The organism is Stenotrophomonas sp. INTA L402-1, assembly GCF_059295135.1.
On record NZ_JCAFWP010000041.1, the window covers coordinates 1 to 18,398 of the forward strand.

The window sequence follows — 18,398 nt, forward strand, 5'->3', positions numbered from 1 at the left end:
AGATGTTTATAAGAGACAGCATGAATCTGGATGCGCCCGCGTGGTTGCCGGCCAGCGGCCGGCACTACGGGAACCGCAGCTCCACCACGCCTTCATGCGGCAGGCTCACCTTCACCGGCACGCTCTGCAGATCGTCCTCGCCGCGGTTGGCACTGCCGCTGCGCGAGATGCGTGCCAGCACTTCCACTTCGCGATGCGCGGACAACGGTGCGGTCGGCATCGGGCTGTCTGCGTCGCCCAGCCCGACCGTGGCCGGGAAACCGGCCAGAGGCAGCTTGCGTGCGGCCACCGGCATCGGCGGTCCACCCACGGCGCGGGCCAGCACGAATACCTGGGTGCTGGCGGGCCACTCGGCGTTGTTCAGCGCAGGCAGTTGCACGCGCACCTGCAGCAGCGCCGGTGGCGCCGCAGCGGCAGCATCAGGCGCCTGGCCGGCGGCTTCGCGGGCGATGGCGATCTGCGCCTGCAGCGCCTGCGCGGCGCCGGGCTCAAGCCGTGGCAGCAGGCCGCTCCAGATGTCGGCAGCCTCGGCATTCTTTCCGCGCTGGCGCAGGGCGATGCCCAGCAGCCAGCTGGCGCGCTCTGCATCGGGCGCCAGCGCACGAGCCTGCTGCAACCAGGCCATCGCGGTGTCATCGAACTGCTTGCCGGCATCGGCCTGCGCACGTGCCTGCGCCGCTTCCACCAGCACGCCGGGGTCTTCCGGGGCGAGAGCGGCAGCACGTGCGAAGGCATCCGCTGCGGCTGCGGCGTTGCCCAGTTCGGCCTGCGACCGGCCCAGCAGCGTCCAGCCATCGGCTCGCTGCGGGTCTCGCTTCAGTGCATCCTGCAGGGCCTGCACGCCATCGCGCAGGGTGGCTACCGACGGGGTTGGTTGTACCTGTGCTGCACGCGGATCACCAACCAGCAGATACAGGCAGGCACCGGCCACGCCCAGCGCGAGCACGCCCACCACGAAACCGCGGCGACCGTGGTGGCGCAGCGGCCACAGCACCAGCGCCGCCATCAGTGCGGCCACCAGTCCAGCCAGCATCGGCAGCCAATGGCTCACCATCCGTCTCCTTCATCGGTCTTGCTGGCGGGGGCGGCAGCAACCGTGCGGCCACGGCGGCGGACGATGCCCAGTACCACCAGCGCGCCGGCGCCCAGCACCAGCAGCGGACCGCCCCACAGCAGCCAGGTGCCCGGCTGCAGAGGCGGTTGATAGAGCACGAACTCACCGTAGCGCGCGACCAGGAACTGCTTGATCTGGGCGTCGTCGTGGCCTTGCTGCATCAGCTGCAGCACCTCTCGGCGCAGGTCCTGGGCGATCTGCGCGTTCGAGTCGGCCAACGACTGGTTCTGGCACTGCACGCAGCGCAGCTGCGCGGCAAGGTCATGGAAGCGGCGTTCTTCGGCGCCATCACGGAACTGCAGTGGCTGCGGATCATGCAACGGCTGCTGTGCCAGCACGGCCAGGGGCAGCATCAGAAGCAGCAATGCCAGCAGCCAGCGCATGGGCTCAGGGCGCCGTGTGCAGCGTGCTGCCGGCATTGCCCTGGGCCTTCTCGATCTTCTCCAGTGCCGGGATCAGCTTCTCGTCGACCACGCGCTGGGTCATCGCACCGCTGTACTTCCAGCGCACGACACCGCTGCCATCGACCAGGAAGGTTTCAGGTGCCGCGGTCACGCCCCAGTCGATCGCGGTGCGGCCTTCCACGTCGCTGAGCACGACCATGAACGGGTTGCCCAGCTGTTCCAGCCAATGCAGGGCATCGGTCGGTTCATCCTTCCAGTTGTAGCCGATCACGCGCACGCGCTTGCTCTCGGCGAAACGGGTCAGCACCGGGTGTTCCTCGCGGCAGGCCGCGCACCAGCTGCCCCACACGTTCAACAGGTAAGGCGCGCCGCGCAGTTCGTCGCTGTGCACGATCATTTCCGGGTCGTGCAGCACCGGCAGCGCGAACGCCGGCGCCGGCTTGTCGATCAGCGCCGATGGCAGCACGTCGCGCTGCGGATCACCCGATTTCATCACCCCGTAGATCATCAGCCCGAGCAGGCCGAAGAAGAACAGCACGCCGATCACGATGGCTACCGGCGGCAGCGGGCGGGAGGGGCGCGGGGTGGGGGACTCGGACATGGGAACTCCTACGGACGACGGAAACGGCGGTCGGCGGCGGTGATGAATCCGCCCAGGGCCATCAACAGCGCGCCCAGCCAGATCCAGCGCACGAACGGCTTGATGTGCACCCGGACCGCCCATGCATTGTTGCCCAGCGGCTCGCCCAATGCCACGTAGACATCACCATCGAGGCGTGCATCGATGCCGGCCTCGGTCATCACCTGGCCGCCGCTGGCGTACTGGCGCTTTTCCGGATGCAGCAGGGCCAGCTCGCGGCCGTTGCGGAACACGCGCAGGTGGCCGCGGTCGGCGATGAAGTTCGGTCCTTCACGATGGTCCACGCCCTCGAAGCGCACCTCGTGGCGGCCGACCACCACCTGTTGGCCCGGTGCCAGCGCCACTTCACGCTGTACGTTCAGTGCTTCCACCAGCAGCGCACCGGCCAGGAACACGGCGATGCCGGCGTGGGCGACGATCATCCCGAGCATCTCGGCGGTGAAGCGGCCGTTGCCGCGCAGTCGTTGCCAGACGAAGCGTGCGGTACCGAAGCCGACCCAGACCGCGGCAGCGACACCGAGACCGGCCTTCCAGCCGTTCTGCGGCGCCTGCCACCAGGCCAGCGCACCCAGCAGCACCGCCAGCCCCAGCCAGGGTGCCAGCAGCGCGAACGCGCGCGAGGGCTGGTCGCGTTGCCACTTCACCAGCGGGCCGAACGGCAGCAGCAGGATCATCGGCGTCATCAGCAGCAGGAACAGGCTGCCGAAGTAGGGCGGGCCGACCGAGATCTTGCCCAGCGACAGCGCATCGGCCAGCAGCGGGTACAGCGTGCCGAGCAGCACCATCGCGCAGGCGGTGGCCAGCAGCAGGTTGTTGGCCAGCAGCAGGGTCTCGCGCGAGGTGGCGGTGAAGCCACGGCGCGGATCGTCGGCGTCCACGCTGAGCTGGCTGGCACGCAGCGCGTACAACAGCAGGCTGCCGCCGACCAGCACCGACAGGAACACCAGGATGAACAGGCCGCGCGACGGATCTGCAGCGAACGAATGCACGCTGGTCAGCACACCGGAGCGCACCAGGAAGGTGCCGAGCAGCGACAGCGCGAAGGCGGCGATCGCCAGCAGCAGGGTCCAGCTGCCGAAAGTGCCGCGCTTCTCAGTGACCGCCTGCGAATGGATCAGTGCCGCACCGACCAGCCACGGCATGAAGCTGGCATTTTCCACCGGGTCCCAGAACCACCAGCCGCCCCAGCCCAGCTCGTAATACGCCCACCAGCTGCCCAGCGCGATACCCAGGGTCAGGAAGCCCCAGGCGACGTTGGTCCACGGCCGCGTCCAGCGCAGCCAGCGCGCGTCGACGCGGCCTTCCAGCAGTGCCGCCACCGCGAACGCGAACGGCACAGCAAAGCCCACGTAACCGATGTACAGCATCGGCGGATGGATGATCAGGCCCGGGTCCTGCAGCAGCGGGTTGAGATCACGGCCTTCCAGCGGGGCCGGATTCAGGCGCAGGAACGGATTGGAGGTGAAGATCAGGAAGGCGAGGAATCCGACGCTGACGATGCCCATCACCGCCAGTACACGCGCCTGCACCGGTGCCGGCAGGTGCCGCGAGAACAGCGCCACCGCGCCGGTCCACAGCGCCAGCACCAGTGCCCACATCAGCAGTGAGCCCTCGTGCGCGCCCCACACCGCCGAGTAGCGGTAGATCATCGGCAGCAGCGAATTGGAGTTCTCGGCCACGTAGCGCACCGAGAAGTCCTGCTGCACGAACGCGGCGGTGAGCATCGCGAAGGCGCCGGCGAGCAGCAGCAGCTGTGCGAAGGCGGCTGGCCGTGCCACCGCCATCCATGCCGTGTTGCCGCGATGCGCGCCGACCAGCGGCAGCCCGGCCTGCAGCAGCGAGGCCAGCAGCGCGCACAACAGCAGGATCTGACCCAGTTCGGGCAGCACTCAGCGCACCTCGGGTGCCGTCACCGGCACGTCATGCTTGCGATGGGCGTCGCCCATCTTGTCGGCCACTTCCTTGGGCACATACTTCTCATCGTGCTTGGCCAGCACCTCGTCGGCGACGAACACATCGTCCTGCAGGCGGCCACTGGCGACCACCGCGGTGCCTTCGGCGAACATGTCCGGCAGGATCCGCGACGTGGTCACCGCCAGCTGGGCATCGCCGTCGGTCACTTCAAAACGTGCTTCCAGCGAACCGACCGGGCGGTTGAAGGAGCCCTTCACCACCATGCCGCCCAGGCGGAACCGCGACTGCGCATCGACATCGCCGCGCAGCACTTCCGAAGGCGTGTACAGGTAGGCGATGTTGCGTTCCAGCGCCATCGCCACCAGCGCGGTGGCCAGCCCGGAGGCGAGCAGGGCCAGCAGCACCCAGACCAGGCGGCGACGTTGTACCGGCGTCATCGTTCCAGCTCCGTCGACAGCGGCGCCGCAGCGTCCTGTTTGACGGCGCGGGTCTGCTGCCGCTGCTGGCGTGCCAGCGCCAACCGGCGTGCCACGCGCAGGCGCAGCCACGAACCGATGGCATCGGCGCCGAGTACCAGCACGAACACGGCGTAGGCGCCGATCACATAGGGCAGGTGGGTCATGATTGGGCCTCCCCGGCCGCACGTGCGGCATCGACGCGACCACCGACCCAGGCCTTGCCGGCCTCGCGGTCGAGATTGTCGGCGCGGGCCTTGGCCAGCACCGAACCAGCGAACCAGAACTTGGTGCCGATCACCATCCACCACAGTGGCGCGATCATCGCGCTGCTGATCGCCGATTCACCGAACACGTTGATCGACTGGCGCTGGTGCAGGCCGCCCCACCAGTCCACCGAATAGCGGATCACCGGCAGCAGGCTGACTCCGACGATGGCCAGCAGGCCGGCTGCGCGTGCGGCGCTGCGGCGGTCTTCGATGGCGTGATACAGGCCGATCACGCCCAGGTACAGGAACAGCAGCACCAGCTCACTGGTCATGCGCGGGTCCCAGTCCCACCAGGTGCCCCAGGTACCCTTGCCCCAGATGCTGCCGGTGAGCAGGGTGATCAGGGTGAAACCGGCACCCATCGGTGCGCAGGCCATGGCCAGGATCTCGCAGACCTTGATCCGCCAGATCAGGGCGATGGCGGCATACAGCGCCATCAGCGCGAACACGAACAGGCTCATCCAGGCGCTGGGCACGTGGATGTAGAGGATGCGGAAGCTGTCCAGCTGCTTGGCTTCCGGCGGCACCACCAGCAGCGCCTGCCACATGCCGACCAGCAGCACCGGGACCGCCGCGAGGTAGAACACCCGCGACCAGCGGGCAGCGAATCGGTCGAACGTGGGGGGCGAACCGAGTTGGTGGAACCAGCGGACAATCGGATTCATGCGTGGCGGCTATCCAGCAGGGGTGGATTGGCTCTCAGCTCGGTCAACTCAGAGAAATACGTATTGCAGCAGCGGTGGCCAACGGCGCCAGCACCAGCGCGACCAGCAGGCCGGCGCCCAGCATCAGCAGCGCACCGACCGGATCCTGTCCGCGTCCCGCCGCTGCCAGGCTGCCTGCACCGAACACCAGCACCGGCACGTACAGCGGCAACGACAGCAACGCCACGAGAATACCAGAGCGCCGGATGCCTACGGTCAGTGCAGCGACCACGCCACCGATCAGGCTCAGCAACGGTGTTCCCAGCAGCAACGATGCCAGCAACATCGGCAGCTGGTCATGCGGCAGATGCAGCATTTCCGCCAGCAACGGGCTGACCACGATCAGCGGCAGCGCAGTGGTGGCCCAGTGCAGCAGCACGCGCACCAGCACCAGCCAGGCCAGCGGCACCGGCGCCAGCAGCCATTGCTCCAGCGAGCCGTCTTCGGCATCGGAGCGGAACAGCGAATCCAGCGACAGCTGGCCGGCCAGCAGTACCGCCAGCCACAGCACCGCGCCGGCGGTGGCGGCCAGTAGTTGCGGTTCGCGGCCTTGGGCGAGCGCGAACAGCACCACCACCAGTACCGCGAACAGCAGCGGCTGCAGCGCATCGCCGCGGCGGCGCCAGAGCAGGCGCAGGTCGCGCTTGAGCAGGGCGCCCGCGGTCTGCCAGAGGCCCGGTTCGGTGCCTGGCGCGATCATGCGGTACCGCCGAGGTCGAGCTGGCGGGTACGCACCGGCGGTGCGGCATAGGCGCCGTGGGTGGTGACCAGTGCAGCGCCGCCGGCACGCAGATGCGCGGAAATCATCCGGTTGACCAGGGTGATGCCCTCCAGGTCGAGGTTGGCATAGGGTTCGTCGAGCAGCCACAACGGCGCCGGTGACAGCCAGATGCGTGCCAGTGCCAGCCGCCGCTTCTGTCCGGCGGACAGATGCCGAACGAGAGTGTCCTCATAACCGGCCAGGCCGACGATGGCCAGCGCGTTGCCCGGCATCTGCCGCGCACGCCGTCCGTGCAGGCCGCACAGGAAGTGCAGGTTCTCCAGCGTGTCCAGATCGGGCTTCAATGCGGGCAGGTGGCTGAGGTAGGCGACGTAACGCGCGCGCTCGGCATTGCCGGCCGGCCTGCCATCGATCTGCACCTGCCCGGCACCAGGCCGGGCCAGGCCCGCCAGCACGCGCAGCAGGGTGGTTTTGCCGGCGCCATTGCCGCCCTGCACCAGCAGGGCTTCGCCGGCGTCCACATGGAAGTCCAGCGGGCCGAACACCGGCTCGTCATTGCGGGAAAAGCTCAGGCCGCTGGCGGCCAGCAATGCAGGGGTGTTCAAGGGGCAAAGGTCTTCATGCCGGAGTGCGGCGGCAATTGTAGCGGTGAATTCACAGGGTAGTACCGGCCGCTGGCCGGCAGGTGCGACCCAGCGTCGCAGATTGCCTGGGGTTGCCGGCCAGCGGCCGGCACTACCGAAGCAGGGATTGCGTAAACTCAGGGGCCTGTCTCCCCATATCCCCAGGCCGATGCAACCCACCACCAAGCTGCCCAAGGTCGGTACCACGATCTTCACCGTGATGTCCCAGCTCGCCGCCGAACACGGCGCAGTCAACCTCGGTCAGGGGTTCCCGGACTTTTCCGCACCGCAGCGCCTGATCGATGAAACCGCCAGGGCGATGGCCGCCGGGCTGAACCAGTACCCGCCGATGACCGGTGTGGCGCCGCTGCGCCAGGCCATCGCGCAGAAGGCGTTGGACTGCTACGGCGCGCAGGTCGACGCGGACAGCGAAATCACCGTCACCAGCGGCGGCACCGAGGCCATCTTCAACGCCATCCATGCCGTGGTGCGTGCGGGCGAGGAAGTGATCGTGCTCGACCCGGCGTATGACTGCTATGAACCGGCGATCGATCTGGCCGGCGCCAAGGCCGTGCACGTGTCGCTGGATCCGCAGACCTTCGCCGTCGACTGGGACCGCGTGCGTGCTGCGATCACCCCGCGCACACGCATGCTGATCGTCAACACCCCGCACAACCCGTCCGGCGCGATGCTGTCGGCACAGGACATGCAGGCACTGGCCGAGCTGCTGCGTGGCACGCAGATCTACCTGATCTCCGATGAGGTGTACGAACACATCATCTATGACGGTCGCCGCCACGAGTCGGCGCTGCGCTACTCGGAACTGCGCGAGCGCGCGTTCGTCATCTCCAGTTTCGGCAAGACCTACCACTGCACTGGCTGGAAGATCGGCTATGCGATCGCCCCGCCGGCGCTGACCGCCGAGTTCCGCAAGGTGCACCAGTACAACACCTTCACCAGCTTCGGCCCTGCGCAGTACGGCTTCGCCGCGATGATCCGCGATGAGCCCGAACACCACCTGGAGCTGGGTGCGTTCTACCAGGCCAAGCGCGACCGCTTCCGCGAGCAGCTGGCCAGCACCCGGCTGAAGGCGCTGCCGGTGCCGGGCGGCTATTTCCAGCTGGTCGACTACTCGGCCATCAGCGACCTGCCGGACCATGAGTTCGTGAAGTGGCTGACCATCGAGAAGGGCGTCACTGCCATTCCGCTGTCGCCGTTCTACGAAAATCCGCCGGCCGGCCAGCGCCTGGTGCGCCTGTGCTTCGCCAAGAATGAAGCAACGATGGACGCGGCGATCGAACGCCTGCGCCTGCTCTGAGCGGAGGCGTGAACATGCAGGACCTGCGCATTTCCCTCGTCCAGGGCGACACCCGCTGGCATGACCCGGCGGGCAACCGTGAGTACTACGGCGCGCTGCTGGCACCGCTGGCCGGCAACACCGATCTGGTGATCCTGCCGGAGACCTTCACCAGTGGTTTCTCCAATGAAGCCATCGCCCAGGCCGAAGACATGGACGGCCCGACCGTGGCCTGGGTGCGCGAACAGGCCAAGGCGCTGGACGCGGCGGTGATCGGCAGCGTGCAGCTGCGCGAGGGCGAGGGCGTCTACAACCGCCTGTTGTTCGCCACGCCCGATGGCGGGCTGCAGTCCTACGACAAGCGCCACCTGTTCCGCTACGGCGGTGAACACGAACGCTATGCCGCCGGCCGAGAGCGCCTGAGCGTGGAATGGAAAGGCTGGCGAATCAATCCGCAGGTCTGCTACGACCTGCGTTTCCCGGTGTTCTGCCGCAACCGCTACAACGTGGAGCGTCCGCAGCAGCTGGATTTCGACCTGCAGATCTTCGTTGCCAACTGGCCGTCGGCGCGCGCCTATGCGTGGAAGACCCTGCTGCGTGCGCGGGCGATCGAGAACCTGTGCTTCGTTGCCGCGGTGAACCGTGTCGGCGTCGATGGCAACCAGCTGCATTACGCGGGTGACAGCGCGGTGCTGGATTTCCTCGGCCAGCCGCAGGTGGAAATCCGCGAGCGCGAACAGGTGGTCACCACCACCATTTCGGCCGAGGCGCTGGCCGCACACCGCGCGCGCTTCCCGGCGATGCTTGATGCCGATGCCTTCCACCTGGACGAGCAGGCCTGAGCGATGGCCTGAACGCCGCCGCACCAGCACGCGTGCCTGCATCCAACGTGCACGCGCGCGCTGCTAGATTCGCCGCCAGTCCGACCGAACTGGAAGTCCTGCCATGAACACGTCCTTCGCCCTGCTGCTGGCCCTGTCCGCCGCATTGCTGGCCCCGGCCGCGCACGCCGCCGGCAACCTCGATTGCCAGCTGCGCTACAACCTGTCCGGCTGGTCGCTGATCTACAAGACCGCCTCCGGCAATGGCACGGTCACCTGCAGCAACGGCGCCAGCATGCCGGTGCGCATCCAGATGAAGGGCGGCGGCCTGACCGTGGGCAAGTCGAAGATCACCAACGGGCGTGGCAGCTTCACCGGCGCGGTCAGCGTCAATGAACTGCTGGGTACTTACGCCTCGGTGGGTGCGCACGCCGGTGCGGTGAAATCCAGCAACGCGCAGGTGATGACCAAGGGCGACATCTCGCTGGCCCTGTCCGGTACCGGCAAGGGCTGGGACCTGGGCGTGGACGGCACCGCGTTCACCCTCAGCCGGCGCTGAGGCGCGACGGCTCGGCAGATCCCCAGCTGATGCGGATGTAGTGCTGTTCGGAATCGCTCAACAACCGTTCGACATCGAAACCATTCTTGAGCAGTTGTGCGGTCACGTCTTCGACGAGCTGCTCGCTGGCCATCACCTGGCTGAAGCCGAACACGAGATAGCGGCGGCCATTCTCCGAGCCGATCTGGATGGCGTTGTCGAGGTCGCGGTAGAACAGTTCGATCGGGCGCTTGGCGGCATCGGCGTTGGCGCGTGCCTGTTCGGCGGTAATGGTGATCATGGGCATCTGCCTGGTGTGGGAGAGCGCGCACGATAGCCAGCGCCCTGATGTGAATTCCGGGCGTGGCGCACAATGCCTTGTGTTTGCAGCAATTCCTAACATGCGGTGTGAGCGTCGATCCGCGCCGGAAAAGTGCCGCGCGGCGGTGAGCATCCTGCATCGACATGAAGTCATCGGGCAGGGATAGGGGCCAACCGCAGTGGAGGCGGTGCAACGCACCGCCCAGAGCGGGTCCTGCAGCTATCCGACGCTGTGGGCGCGCAGTGCATTTACGTTTCCTTGACCCTGCAGTAACCCCACAATGCCTAACAGGGACGTCCCAGCGATTCTGCTGGGATCATTGGAGACGCTGGAATGGAGTTCAGAACGTCCGTGCTGCTCGTGGCCCTCATCGCCACGCCCGCCATCGCCCACGCCGAGGTCTGCCTGTCTGACAGCGGGCTCGTTGTGCCGTGTCCTAGCCTGTTGCCGCATCCGGTGACGGCCAGATTCGAGATCGGCACCCTGCCGCGTGTGGCTGGCTCGCCGTCGGAAATCTACATCACAGGCGGCGGCCAGGTGGATGGAACGAGTAATTTCTCGGTCTATGCCAATGGTCAGTTCCTGTGCCGTACCAATGACAATTACGACGGTGGCAACACCACGCCCATCCGCCATTGCACCGCGACCATCGCAACACCCGGGACCTATGTGATCTCGGCGTCGCGCAACAGTCCTGGCAACTTCCTCGCGCCGATGGACGAAGTGATCAACGTGCAGTAACCCGCTGTTCGCTGATCCAGGCCCCGGGGCAGGGACCCCGGGGCCCCTGCTGCCCGCGTGGCAGCAGGAGCGAGTCTTTCATCGTTACGATCGGCAGCCAGGCCTTCCGCCGTCGACTGACCGATCCCGCTGCAGCCACAAGGCCAGCAGGCCACACACGATGAGGGTCGGTGCCAGCAGCTGCACTGCACCGACCAGCGCCATTGCCGCACCGATCAACAGGTAGTAGAGCAGGCCGAACAGCGCGCCTGCGCTGCCGAGACAATGCGGATAGCCGCGCAGGGCCTGGCCGAGCACATTGGGAATGGCAAGGCCGAAGCCCGTCACCACCGGCACCAGCGCCGCGACCAGGGCAGGGTGATCATGCAGCAGCGCGGCCAGCAGGCCTCCCGTCAGAACCAGGCCTGCGGCGATGCGGATGCGCGTGGTTGCGGCAACGCCTGCACGCAGCAGGCGGCCATTGCCCCACGCGCCCAGTGCCGAGCCCAATGCCAGCACCGCGCCGCTGGCGCCGAACCAGGTGGCTGGCCAGTGCAGGCGCGCAAACACGAAGGGGCCGAGTGCATACCAGCTGTACATCGCCACGTTGAAGGCCATCACCAGCAACGCGTGTGACCAGATCCAGCGATCGCGCAGCAGTTCCCGCAGCAGCGGCAGCATGAGCGTGTGCGGGATCTGTGCAGGGCGGCTTTCGCGCAGGCCAGCCAGGCATGCGACTGCCAGCAGGGCAGCTATCAGCAGCAGGCCGGACTGTACGCCGAGATAGCCATTGGCGGTGACCAGCAGCGTGCCCAGTGCAAGACCGATGGCCGGGCTCAGGGCGAGGGCCATGCCGATCCAGGAGAATGCCTGCGCCAATGCCGGCCCCTGCAGATGGTCGCGCAGCACGGTCTGGGTGACCACCGAAGCGGCGGCGGCGCCGACTGCGGCCAACGCCTGGGCCAGCAGCACCTGGCCGAAGCTGCCAGCCATCAGCCCGCCCAGTGCAGCCACTGCGAAGACGCCGAGGCCACAGAGAAGGGCGGGGCGACGACCGATACGATCGGCCAGGCGCCCCCACAGCAGCACGCCTGCAGCGAAGCCGAACAGGTACAGGCTCATGGCCTGGCTGGCGGCACTCGGCGGCAGGGCGAAGCGTTCGGCCAGATCGGCCAGGGCCGGGCTGTACAGGGTCTGTGCCAACTGCGGAAACATCAGCAGTGCAATGGTGAGCAGCAACAGGCGGCGCGACATGCGGGCGCTCCAGGAACAGGGCCGCGCATTGTGGTCGCGTCCGCAATGGCGCACTCTGTATATCCTGTCATCGAATACATGAAATAAGACATGGCCTGGTTGCAGCCGGATGCACACTTCGACGCCGATGCCTGGGGCGCTCCGGTGCTGGGTATCGCGGCCTCATTGGCGGATCACGATTCGGGTTGGCACCAGCATGCGCGTGCGCAGCTGCTGTACACCCGGCAGGGCTGTACGCGCCTGACCTATGGTGATCGCGTCAGCCTGCTGCCGCCCGCGCGCGCAGCGTGGATTCCGGGTGGGCTGCGCCATCGCGCGCAGATGCGCCAGGCGGTCGACTACCGTTCGTTGTACTTCGACGCCACCCTGTCGGCCCAGCTGCCCCGCCAGCCGGCCATCATCGGCGTAGGTCCGCTGCTGCAGGCCTTGCTGGAACCGATCGCGCAGGCACCGTTCGACCATGACTGGCAGTCGCCGCGCGCACACCATCAACTGGCGTTGTGCGTGCTGGAAATCGTCGCTGCACCGGTGGCGCCGATGGACCTGCCTCTGCCGCGTGATCCGCGGATCGCACGTTGTCTGCCGCTGGCCGAACAGCTGCCGCCCGAACTGGGGGAGCTGGCCGCGCGCACGGGCCTGAGCGCGCGTACTGTCGGTCGGTTGATGCAACGCGATACCGGCATGAGCTACCAGGCCTGGCGTCAGCAATGGCGCCTGATGCGGGCCATGGAGCTGCTGCTGCTCGGCCATCGCGTCGCGCATGTGGCGCAGGACACCGGCTTCTCCGCCGAGAGCCCGTTCATCGCCTTCTTCCGCAGCATGACCGGCACCACACCCGCCGCGTTCCAGCGCCACGCAAAAGGGGACGGAGGGGATTAAGTCGCTTTCGCCCCTTCGACACACGCCGTGGCAAAAACGACTTAATCCCCTTCGTCCCCTTTTTAAAGAAAAACCCCGGCCGGAGCCGGGATTTTTCATTTCAGTCGGATCGCTGATCAGCCGCCGCGCGGACCGCTGCGGCGCGGGCCGCCCGGACCGCGGTTGCCACCCGGACCACCGGGACCACGGTTACCGCCCGGGCCACGGTTGTTGCCACCGCCCGGACCGCGACCGCCCGGACGGGCGCCCTGTGCCGGCTTCGGGCTGCCATACGGGTTGAAGCCCGGCGTGGCGTGGTCGGACGGGAAGCTCGGGGCGTTGCCAGGATGACCGTACGGGTGCTTGTTGCCCTGGCCCTGCGAGCGGTTGCCCGCACCGGCCGGACGACCCTGGCCGCCTGCGCCGCCACGGCCTTCACCACCGAAACTGCCACGGCCCTGGCCGCCACCGGCGCCTGCGCCCGGGCCCTTCGGCTTGCCGTACGGACGGCCCTGGCCGCCTGCACCCGGACCACGGGCACCGGGGCCGCGTGCGCCCGGACCGGCGTTGCGATGGCCGCTCGGGCCGGTGCTCACGCCATCCGGCACGTACCAGGTGCGGAACGCGGCCGGATTGCCTTCCGGCAGCGAACGGTCGTTCTTCTGGGCACGCTGCTTGAACGGCTTCTGCGACTGCTTGGCTGCCGCTTCACCGCTGACCGTCAGGCCGCCCTTGAAGCCGCCACCCTTGCCGCCGCGACCACGGCCGCGGTCTTCGCGCACGTTGTCGAAGCGACGCAGCTCGCGGCCTTCGTCAGCGGTGTTGTGACCGTTGACGTAGGCGTTGCCGCGGCCACCTTCGCGCACGCGCACGGTGGTCTTGGCGGCACGGCGCTGGCCGATCACCGGCTGCAGGGTCAGTGCCGACGGTGCGCCTTCTTCCAGCTTCAGCTGCGCACGCAGGGCTTCCACCTGGGCGGTGCCCAGTTCCACCGAATGGCCGCGGGCCAGTTCGCGCGGCAGGCTCACCTTGCCGTAGCGGGTGCGCTTCAGGCGGCTGACCTGGCAGCCCTGCGACTCCCACAGGCGACGCACTTCGCGGTTGCGGCCTTCCTTCACCACGACGCGGAACCAGTCGTGCGAATCGGTGCCGCCGATGCGTTCGATCTCGTCGAACTTGGCCGGGCCGTCTTCCAGTGCCACGCCACGGGTGAGGCGGTCGACGATGGCGTCGGAGACCTTTTCCTCGCCTTCCGGTGCACGCACGCGCACCACGTACTCGCGTTCGACCTCGAACGACGGGTGCATCATGGCGTTGGCCAGTTCACCGTCGGTGGTGGCCAGCAGCAGGCCGGTGGTGTTGATGTCGAGGCGGCCGATCGCGATCCAGCGCGCGCCCTTCAGCGGCGGCAGCGATTCGAACACGGTCGGGCGGCCTTCCGGATCATCGCGGGTGGTCACTTCGCCTTCCGGCTTGTTGTAGACCAGCACGCGCGACGGCTCGGCCAGGGCGGTGGCGACGAAGCCACGGCCATCCAGCTCGATCTTGTCGCCGCTCTTGACCGACATGCCGGTCTGCGCGACTTCACCGTTGACCTTGACCAGGCCTTCGGCGATGCGCTGTTCCAGCGCGCGGCGCGAGCCAAGGCCGGCCTGTGCCAGCACCTTGTGCAGGCGTTCTTCCAACTTGAACTGTTCGGAGGTGGCTTCACGCTTGAGCGAGAGCTTGTTCAACGACAGCTTGCGAGGGGTGTCACTCATCAGTTTTGCTCCGGCCGACGGTTTCGAGGTCGGCCTCTGGTTCGGAATCGGCTTGGTCAACAGCCACGGTCGTCATCGCGACGGCGTTGTCTTCGCGTTCGTTCACTGGCACCGCGCGCTCGCCCGGCGCGGAATCGGGGTGCCCATCATCGAGGGGCGAAGGTGCTTGCTCATCGGAAGCCGCCGCAGGGGCTGCGTCGGCGGAATCGGGGGTGTCACTGCCGGCCAGGCCGGCATCATCGTTCGCGGCAGCGCCTTCGTCGCCGGCCGAGATGTCAGGACCGTCGGCGCTTGCCGTTGCCGGTGCATCGCGGTCCAGGGACAGCTGGGGTTCCAGCTCGCCCAGGTCCTTCAGTTCCGACAGTGGCGGCAGCTCATCCAATCGCTTCAGGCCGAAATAATCCAGAAAGCCCTTGGTGGTGCCGAACAGCGCCGGCTTGCCGGGTACGTCGCGGTGGCCGACCACGCGGATCCACTCGCGTTCTTCCAGCGCCTGGATGATGTTGCTGCTGACCGCCACGCCGCGCACCTGCTCGATCTCGCCGCGGGTGATCGGCTGCCGGTAGGCGATCAGCGCCAGGGTTTCCAGGGTGGCGCGGGTGTAACGGGTCTTGCGTTCGGTCCACAGCCGGCTGATCCAGCCATGCACTTCGCCGGTGACCTGGTAGCGGAAGCCGGAGGCGACCTCGACCAGTTCCACGCCGCGGCCTTCGCAGGCTTCGCGCAGGCGTTCCAGTGCGCGTTCGATGCTGCCCGGCGGTGCCGGTTCCTCTTCCGGGAACAGGTCTTTCAGCTGGGCCAGGGTGAGCGGCTGGCTGGAGGCCAGCAGGGCACCCTCGACAATGCGGTTGATCAGCAATTGATCCATCGGCAGTCAGCGCTCACTCGTCTGCATTGGCGGCGTCGTTGTCGTCGAACTCGCTGCTGAACTGCAGCGGGGCGTTGGTGTTGCCGGCGGCCAGCGATTTCACGTAGATCGGCGCCAGCGGTTCTTCCTGGACGATGTCCAGCAGCTGTTCCTTGGCCAGTTCCAGCACCGCCAGGAACGTGACCAGCACGCCCAGCTTGCCTTCTTCAGCGGTGAACAGCCCTTCAAAACGATAGAACTTGCCATCTTCCAGGCGTCCCAGCACTTCGCCCATGCGTTGCCGCACGCTCAGCGCCTCGCGCTTGATGGCGTGACCGCTGAACAGCTCGGCGCGCTTGAGCACGTCGTGCAGGGCCAGCAGCATTTCCTTCAGGTCTACCGGCGGCGGCAGCTTCACCGTAGCGCGTTCGGGCATGAAGGCATGGGCCAGGCTGGTGTCGCGGTCCTGGCGGGGCAGGGCGTCGATGTCCTCGGCGGCCTGCTTGAAACGTTCGTATTCCTGCAGCCGGCGCACCAGCTCGGCGCGCGGGTCGGCTTCATCGCCTTCCTCGCTGACCGGGCGCGGCAGCAGCATGCGCGACTTCACCTCGGCCAGGATCGCGGCCATCACCAGGTACTCGGCGGCCAGCTCGAAGCGCAGCTCGCGCATCACGGTGATGTATTCCACGTACTGCCGGGTGATCTCGGCGACGGGAATGTCCAGGACATCCAGGTTCTGGCGGCGGATCAGGTACAGCAGCAGGTCCAGCGGGCCTTCGAAGGCATCCAGGATGACTTCCAGCGCGTCCGGCGGAATGTACAGGTCCTGCGGAATCTGCTGGACCGGTTGCCCATGCACCACGGCCAGCGGCATTTCCTGCTGCTGGGGGGCGGGCGGCCGGGTTGGCGGGTTCGCGTCGAGCGCGAGTTCGGAAGTCATCTAATGGACATCAGGATTGCAACGGACCAGTCGCGGCACCGGGTTCGCCGGGCCAACGCCACGGAGCCCCAGGGCACCAGACACGCCGGGATCGGCGCGATTCCACACATATCAAACAGCAGGACGCGCCGCAGGAAACGGCAGCGACGGAACTACGGGGAGGTCGTCTACGTGGCCCGGCCAGGTGGTCCGGTTTGAAGCAGCGGGACGGTCGTCGGGGGCTGCGTTGGCCGCAAAAACCGACGGGCTGCTGCATCCAGCCACGTGCAATGGAGTCTAGGGTAAGCCTTTGTTGCGCCAGTGTCCAGCCGGGCCGGGGCAGGGGCCGCATTGGCTAGAATCTGCGGACCCGACAACGCAAGCGAGGAAATGCCGGTGTGGTATGTGATCGAAGGGTATGACGGCCAGGATGTGCTGGCGCAGCGGCTGCAGGCGCGGCCGGAACACCTGGCGCGGTTGCACGCGCTGCGCGACGAGGGACGCCTGCTGCTGGCCGGCCCCTGCCCGGCGGTGGACAGTGAAGACCCCGGCCCGGCCGGTTTCAGCGGCTCGGTGGTGATCGCGCAGTTCGAGTCGCTGCTGCAGGCACAGGCCTGGGCCGACGCCGACCCGTACGTGGCCGCCGGCGTCTACACCCGCGTGCAGGTGCGACCGTTCCGGAAGGTGTTGCCGTGAACGCGGAACGGATCTCGCGAATGCGTGATGCGCTGCAGCATGCACTGGCGCCGAGCGTGCTCGAGATCGAGGACGACAGCCATCGCCACGCCGGCCATGCCGGTGCGCGCGATGGCCGCGGCCATTTCAACGTGCATGTGGTCAGTGAACGCTTCGCCGGCCTGGGCCCGCTGGCCCGGCATCGCGCGGTGTACGCCGCGCTGGGGACGATGATGGAGACCGATATCCACGCGTTGTCCATCCGCGCGCAGACCCCGTCAGAACAGGGCTGAGCCCTTGTCCCGCGCTGTCCTGGCGGGTTCCTGCGGGGGCTCGCTGCAGACAGATTTCCATGTCCATTTCGGGACATTCGCCTAACGGACTGTTTACAAGCCCAGATGGAAACGCTTACATTCCGCGCCAATGCTGGTAGGTCCAAGCCGTGGAGGGCGGCTTCGTGAACAAGGCAGCTATCACAATCAAAGATGTCGCTCGCGAAGCCCGGGTCTCCGTGGCCACGGTTTCCCGCGCGCTCAACGGGCATGAAAATGTCGCCGAACCGGTCCGCCAGCTTGTGCTGGAGGTGGCCGCACGGCTGCGTTACACCCCGCACGCCGCCGCCCGCAGCCTGAGCAGCCGCCGCACCAATACGGTGGGCGTGGTACTGCCTGACCTGTACGGCGAATTCTTCTCCGAACTGATGCGTGGCATCGACAATGTCGCCCGTAGCCGTCGCCAGCACCTGCTGGTGTCCAGCTACCACGGTGACCAGGAGCAGCAGGGCGCGGCCCTGCGCGCCATGCGCGGCCGCGTGGACGGCCTGCTGGTGCTCTCGCCCTATGCCGAGAGCCCCGGTTTCCTGACCGACAACCTGCCGCAGTCGTTGCCGACGGTGTTGATCAACACCTATCTGCCCGGGCAGGACCACCCGGTGCTGAGCATCGACGACCATGCCGGTGCGATGGCGATGACCCGCCATCTGCTTGACGCCGGCCACCGTCGCATCGCTTTCATTTCTGGCCCGGATCTCAACTTCGACGCGCGCGAGCGCCTGCGCGGCTTCCGTGACGCGCTGGCGGCTTTTGGCGGTGGCGCCGAGGGCATCGAGCTGCCCGGTGATTTCGACGAAGCTTCCGGCCATCGCGCCGGTCAGGAGTTGCTGGCAGCCGGAGCGCTGCCTGATGCCGTGTTCGCCGCCAACGACATGATGGCCCTGGGATGCCTGTATGCATTCACGCAGGCCGGTGTCCGTGTTCCGACCGATGTCGCCCTGGCGGGTTTCGATGACATTCCACTGGCGCGTTTCGTCCACCCGTCGCTGACCACCATGCAGGTCAGCATCGCCGAGCTCGGCGACCGGGCCATGACGCGCCTGCTGCAGTTGATGGACGGCACCTCCACGGACGGGACAGGGGACAAGCAGACCCTGGTTCCCCGCTTGATAGTTCGCGATTCCACCACTCCGCCATCGGGCCATTGAAGCCAGAGGCGTTCCTTCTTTTTTGATTGATCGCAGGGACCGCGCGAGCGGTTACCGCCACCC

Annotated in this window: 22 protein-coding genes; 8 read left to right on the forward strand and 14 right to left on the reverse strand. The window is 67.3% G+C overall.

Annotated elements, in window-relative coordinates; translation table 11 throughout:
• Positions 1-64 precede the first annotated feature (64 nt).
• From AC5O77_RS18590 to ccmA, 9 genes are read right to left on the reverse strand one after another with little or no spacing between them, the layout of a single operon-like run.
• Positions 65-1,054, reverse strand: coding sequence for a tetratricopeptide repeat protein (locus AC5O77_RS18590; RefSeq protein WP_478056951.1), 990 nt, complete (start codon positions 1,052-1,054; stop codon positions 65-67).
• Positions 1,048-1,497: a cytochrome c-type biogenesis protein gene (locus AC5O77_RS18595; RefSeq protein ID WP_049401127.1), complete on the reverse strand. Its 450-nt coding sequence runs from the start codon at positions 1,495-1,497 to the stop codon at positions 1,048-1,050. Before AC5O77_RS18595 ends, AC5O77_RS18590 begins: the two co-directional genes overlap by 7 nt.
• A gap of 4 nt (positions 1,498-1,501) precedes the next feature.
• On the reverse strand, positions 1,502-2,119 hold the full coding sequence (locus AC5O77_RS18600; RefSeq protein WP_049423972.1) for a DsbE family thiol:disulfide interchange protein: 618 nt from the start codon (positions 2,117-2,119) through the stop codon (positions 1,502-1,504).
• 8 nt (positions 2,120-2,127) lie between these two features.
• On the reverse strand, positions 2,128-4,047 hold the full coding sequence (locus tag AC5O77_RS18605; RefSeq protein ID WP_317217054.1) for a heme lyase CcmF/NrfE family subunit: 1,920 nt from the start codon (positions 4,045-4,047) through the stop codon (positions 2,128-2,130).
• Positions 4,048-4,509 carry a cytochrome c maturation protein CcmE gene (gene ccmE, locus AC5O77_RS18610; RefSeq protein ID WP_032129787.1) on the reverse strand — a complete coding sequence of 154 codons (462 nt, stop codon included), beginning with the start codon at positions 4,507-4,509 and terminating at the stop codon, positions 4,048-4,050. It lies immediately after the preceding gene.
• Positions 4,506-4,694, reverse strand: a complete 189-nt coding sequence (locus AC5O77_RS18615; RefSeq protein ID WP_032129786.1) for a heme exporter protein CcmD — start codon at positions 4,692-4,694, stop codon at positions 4,506-4,508. Before AC5O77_RS18615 ends, ccmE begins: the two co-directional genes overlap by 4 nt.
• Complete coding sequence (gene ccmC, locus AC5O77_RS18620; protein WP_049460760.1) at positions 4,691-5,461, reverse strand: heme ABC transporter permease CcmC; 771 nt, start codon at positions 5,459-5,461, stop codon at positions 4,691-4,693. The genes AC5O77_RS18615 and ccmC overlap by 4 nt, the downstream gene beginning before the upstream one ends.
• A 43-nt stretch (positions 5,462-5,504) precedes the next feature.
• Positions 5,505-6,200, reverse strand: coding sequence for a heme exporter protein CcmB (ccmB, locus tag AC5O77_RS18625; RefSeq protein WP_006456616.1), 696 nt, complete (start codon positions 6,198-6,200; stop codon positions 5,505-5,507).
• Positions 6,197-6,826, reverse strand: a complete 630-nt coding sequence (ccmA, locus tag AC5O77_RS18630) for a heme ABC exporter ATP-binding protein CcmA (protein WP_032129784.1) — start codon at positions 6,824-6,826, stop codon at positions 6,197-6,199. The genes ccmB and ccmA overlap by 4 nt, the downstream gene beginning before the upstream one ends.
• A gap of 187 nt (positions 6,827-7,013) precedes the next feature.
• Between ccmA and AC5O77_RS18635 the strand changes: the two genes are divergently transcribed.
• From AC5O77_RS18635 to AC5O77_RS18645, 3 genes are all read left to right on the forward strand, one after another.
• On the forward strand, positions 7,014-8,162 hold the full coding sequence (locus AC5O77_RS18635; RefSeq protein WP_478056949.1) for a pyridoxal phosphate-dependent aminotransferase: 1,149 nt from the start codon (positions 7,014-7,016) through the stop codon (positions 8,160-8,162).
• A gap of 14 nt (positions 8,163-8,176) precedes the next feature.
• A complete protein-coding gene (locus tag AC5O77_RS18640; RefSeq protein WP_494507057.1) occupies positions 8,177-8,983 on the forward strand; it encodes an amidohydrolase in 807 nt (268 codons plus the stop codon).
• Between the two features lie 103 nt (positions 8,984-9,086).
• Positions 9,087-9,521 carry a hypothetical protein gene (locus AC5O77_RS18645; protein WP_478056947.1) on the forward strand — a complete coding sequence of 145 codons (435 nt, stop codon included), beginning with the start codon at positions 9,087-9,089 and terminating at the stop codon, positions 9,519-9,521.
• On the opposite strand, the gene AC5O77_RS18650 is transcribed toward AC5O77_RS18645, so the two are convergent.
• Positions 9,508-9,801 (reverse strand): hypothetical protein, encoded by a 294-nt coding sequence (locus AC5O77_RS18650; RefSeq protein ID WP_478056946.1) that lies wholly within the window; start codon positions 9,799-9,801, stop codon positions 9,508-9,510. The genes AC5O77_RS18645 and AC5O77_RS18650 overlap by 14 nt on opposite strands.
• A gap of 354 nt (positions 9,802-10,155) precedes the next feature.
• Between AC5O77_RS18650 and AC5O77_RS18655 the strand changes: the two genes are divergently transcribed.
• Positions 10,156-10,563, forward strand: a complete 408-nt coding sequence (locus AC5O77_RS18655) for a hypothetical protein (RefSeq protein ID WP_010486702.1) — start codon at positions 10,156-10,158, stop codon at positions 10,561-10,563.
• Positions 10,564-10,647: 84 nt separating this feature from the next.
• On the opposite strand, the gene AC5O77_RS18660 is transcribed toward AC5O77_RS18655, so the two are convergent.
• Entirely contained in the window at positions 10,648-11,796 is a 1,149-nt protein-coding gene (locus AC5O77_RS18660) for an MFS transporter (RefSeq protein ID WP_494507058.1), read from the reverse strand.
• 90 nt (positions 11,797-11,886) lie between these two features.
• Between AC5O77_RS18660 and AC5O77_RS18665 the strand changes: the two genes are divergently transcribed.
• Positions 11,887-12,675: an AraC family transcriptional regulator gene (locus AC5O77_RS18665; RefSeq protein ID WP_100468981.1), complete on the forward strand. Its 789-nt coding sequence runs from the start codon at positions 11,887-11,889 to the stop codon at positions 12,673-12,675.
• Positions 12,676-12,791: 116 nt separating this feature from the next.
• Here AC5O77_RS18665 and AC5O77_RS18670 read toward each other — a convergent pair whose 3' ends face one another.
• The 3 genes from AC5O77_RS18670 to AC5O77_RS18680 are packed head-to-tail and all read right to left on the reverse strand — an operon-like array spanning position 12,792 to position 16,201.
• The gene (locus AC5O77_RS18670) at positions 12,792-14,414 is read right to left on the reverse strand and encodes a pseudouridine synthase (RefSeq protein WP_478056944.1); all 1,623 of its coding nucleotides are present in this window, start codon (positions 14,412-14,414) and stop codon (positions 12,792-12,794) included.
• The gene (gene scpB / locus AC5O77_RS18675; RefSeq protein WP_478056943.1) at positions 14,407-15,282 is read right to left on the reverse strand and encodes an SMC-Scp complex subunit ScpB; all 876 of its coding nucleotides are present in this window, start codon (positions 15,280-15,282) and stop codon (positions 14,407-14,409) included. Before scpB ends, AC5O77_RS18670 begins: the two co-directional genes overlap by 8 nt.
• Before the next feature lie 13 nt (positions 15,283-15,295).
• A complete protein-coding gene (locus tag AC5O77_RS18680) occupies positions 15,296-16,201 on the reverse strand; it encodes a segregation and condensation protein A (RefSeq protein WP_494507059.1) in 906 nt (301 codons plus the stop codon).
• Positions 16,202-16,576: 375 nt separating this feature from the next.
• Between AC5O77_RS18680 and AC5O77_RS18685 the strand changes: the two genes are divergently transcribed.
• From AC5O77_RS18685 to AC5O77_RS18695, 3 genes are all read left to right on the forward strand, one after another.
• The gene (locus AC5O77_RS18685) at positions 16,577-16,876 is read left to right on the forward strand and encodes a YciI family protein (protein ID WP_032129789.1); all 300 of its coding nucleotides are present in this window, start codon (positions 16,577-16,579) and stop codon (positions 16,874-16,876) included.
• Positions 16,873-17,148, forward strand: coding sequence for a BolA family protein (locus AC5O77_RS18690; RefSeq protein WP_434060509.1), 276 nt, complete (start codon positions 16,873-16,875; stop codon positions 17,146-17,148). Before AC5O77_RS18685 ends, AC5O77_RS18690 begins: the two co-directional genes overlap by 4 nt.
• Positions 17,149-17,297: 149 nt before the next feature.
• Positions 17,298-18,335 (forward strand): LacI family DNA-binding transcriptional regulator, encoded by a 1,038-nt coding sequence (locus AC5O77_RS18695; protein ID WP_032129774.1) that lies wholly within the window; start codon positions 17,298-17,300, stop codon positions 18,333-18,335.
• Positions 18,336-18,398 lie beyond the last annotated feature (63 nt).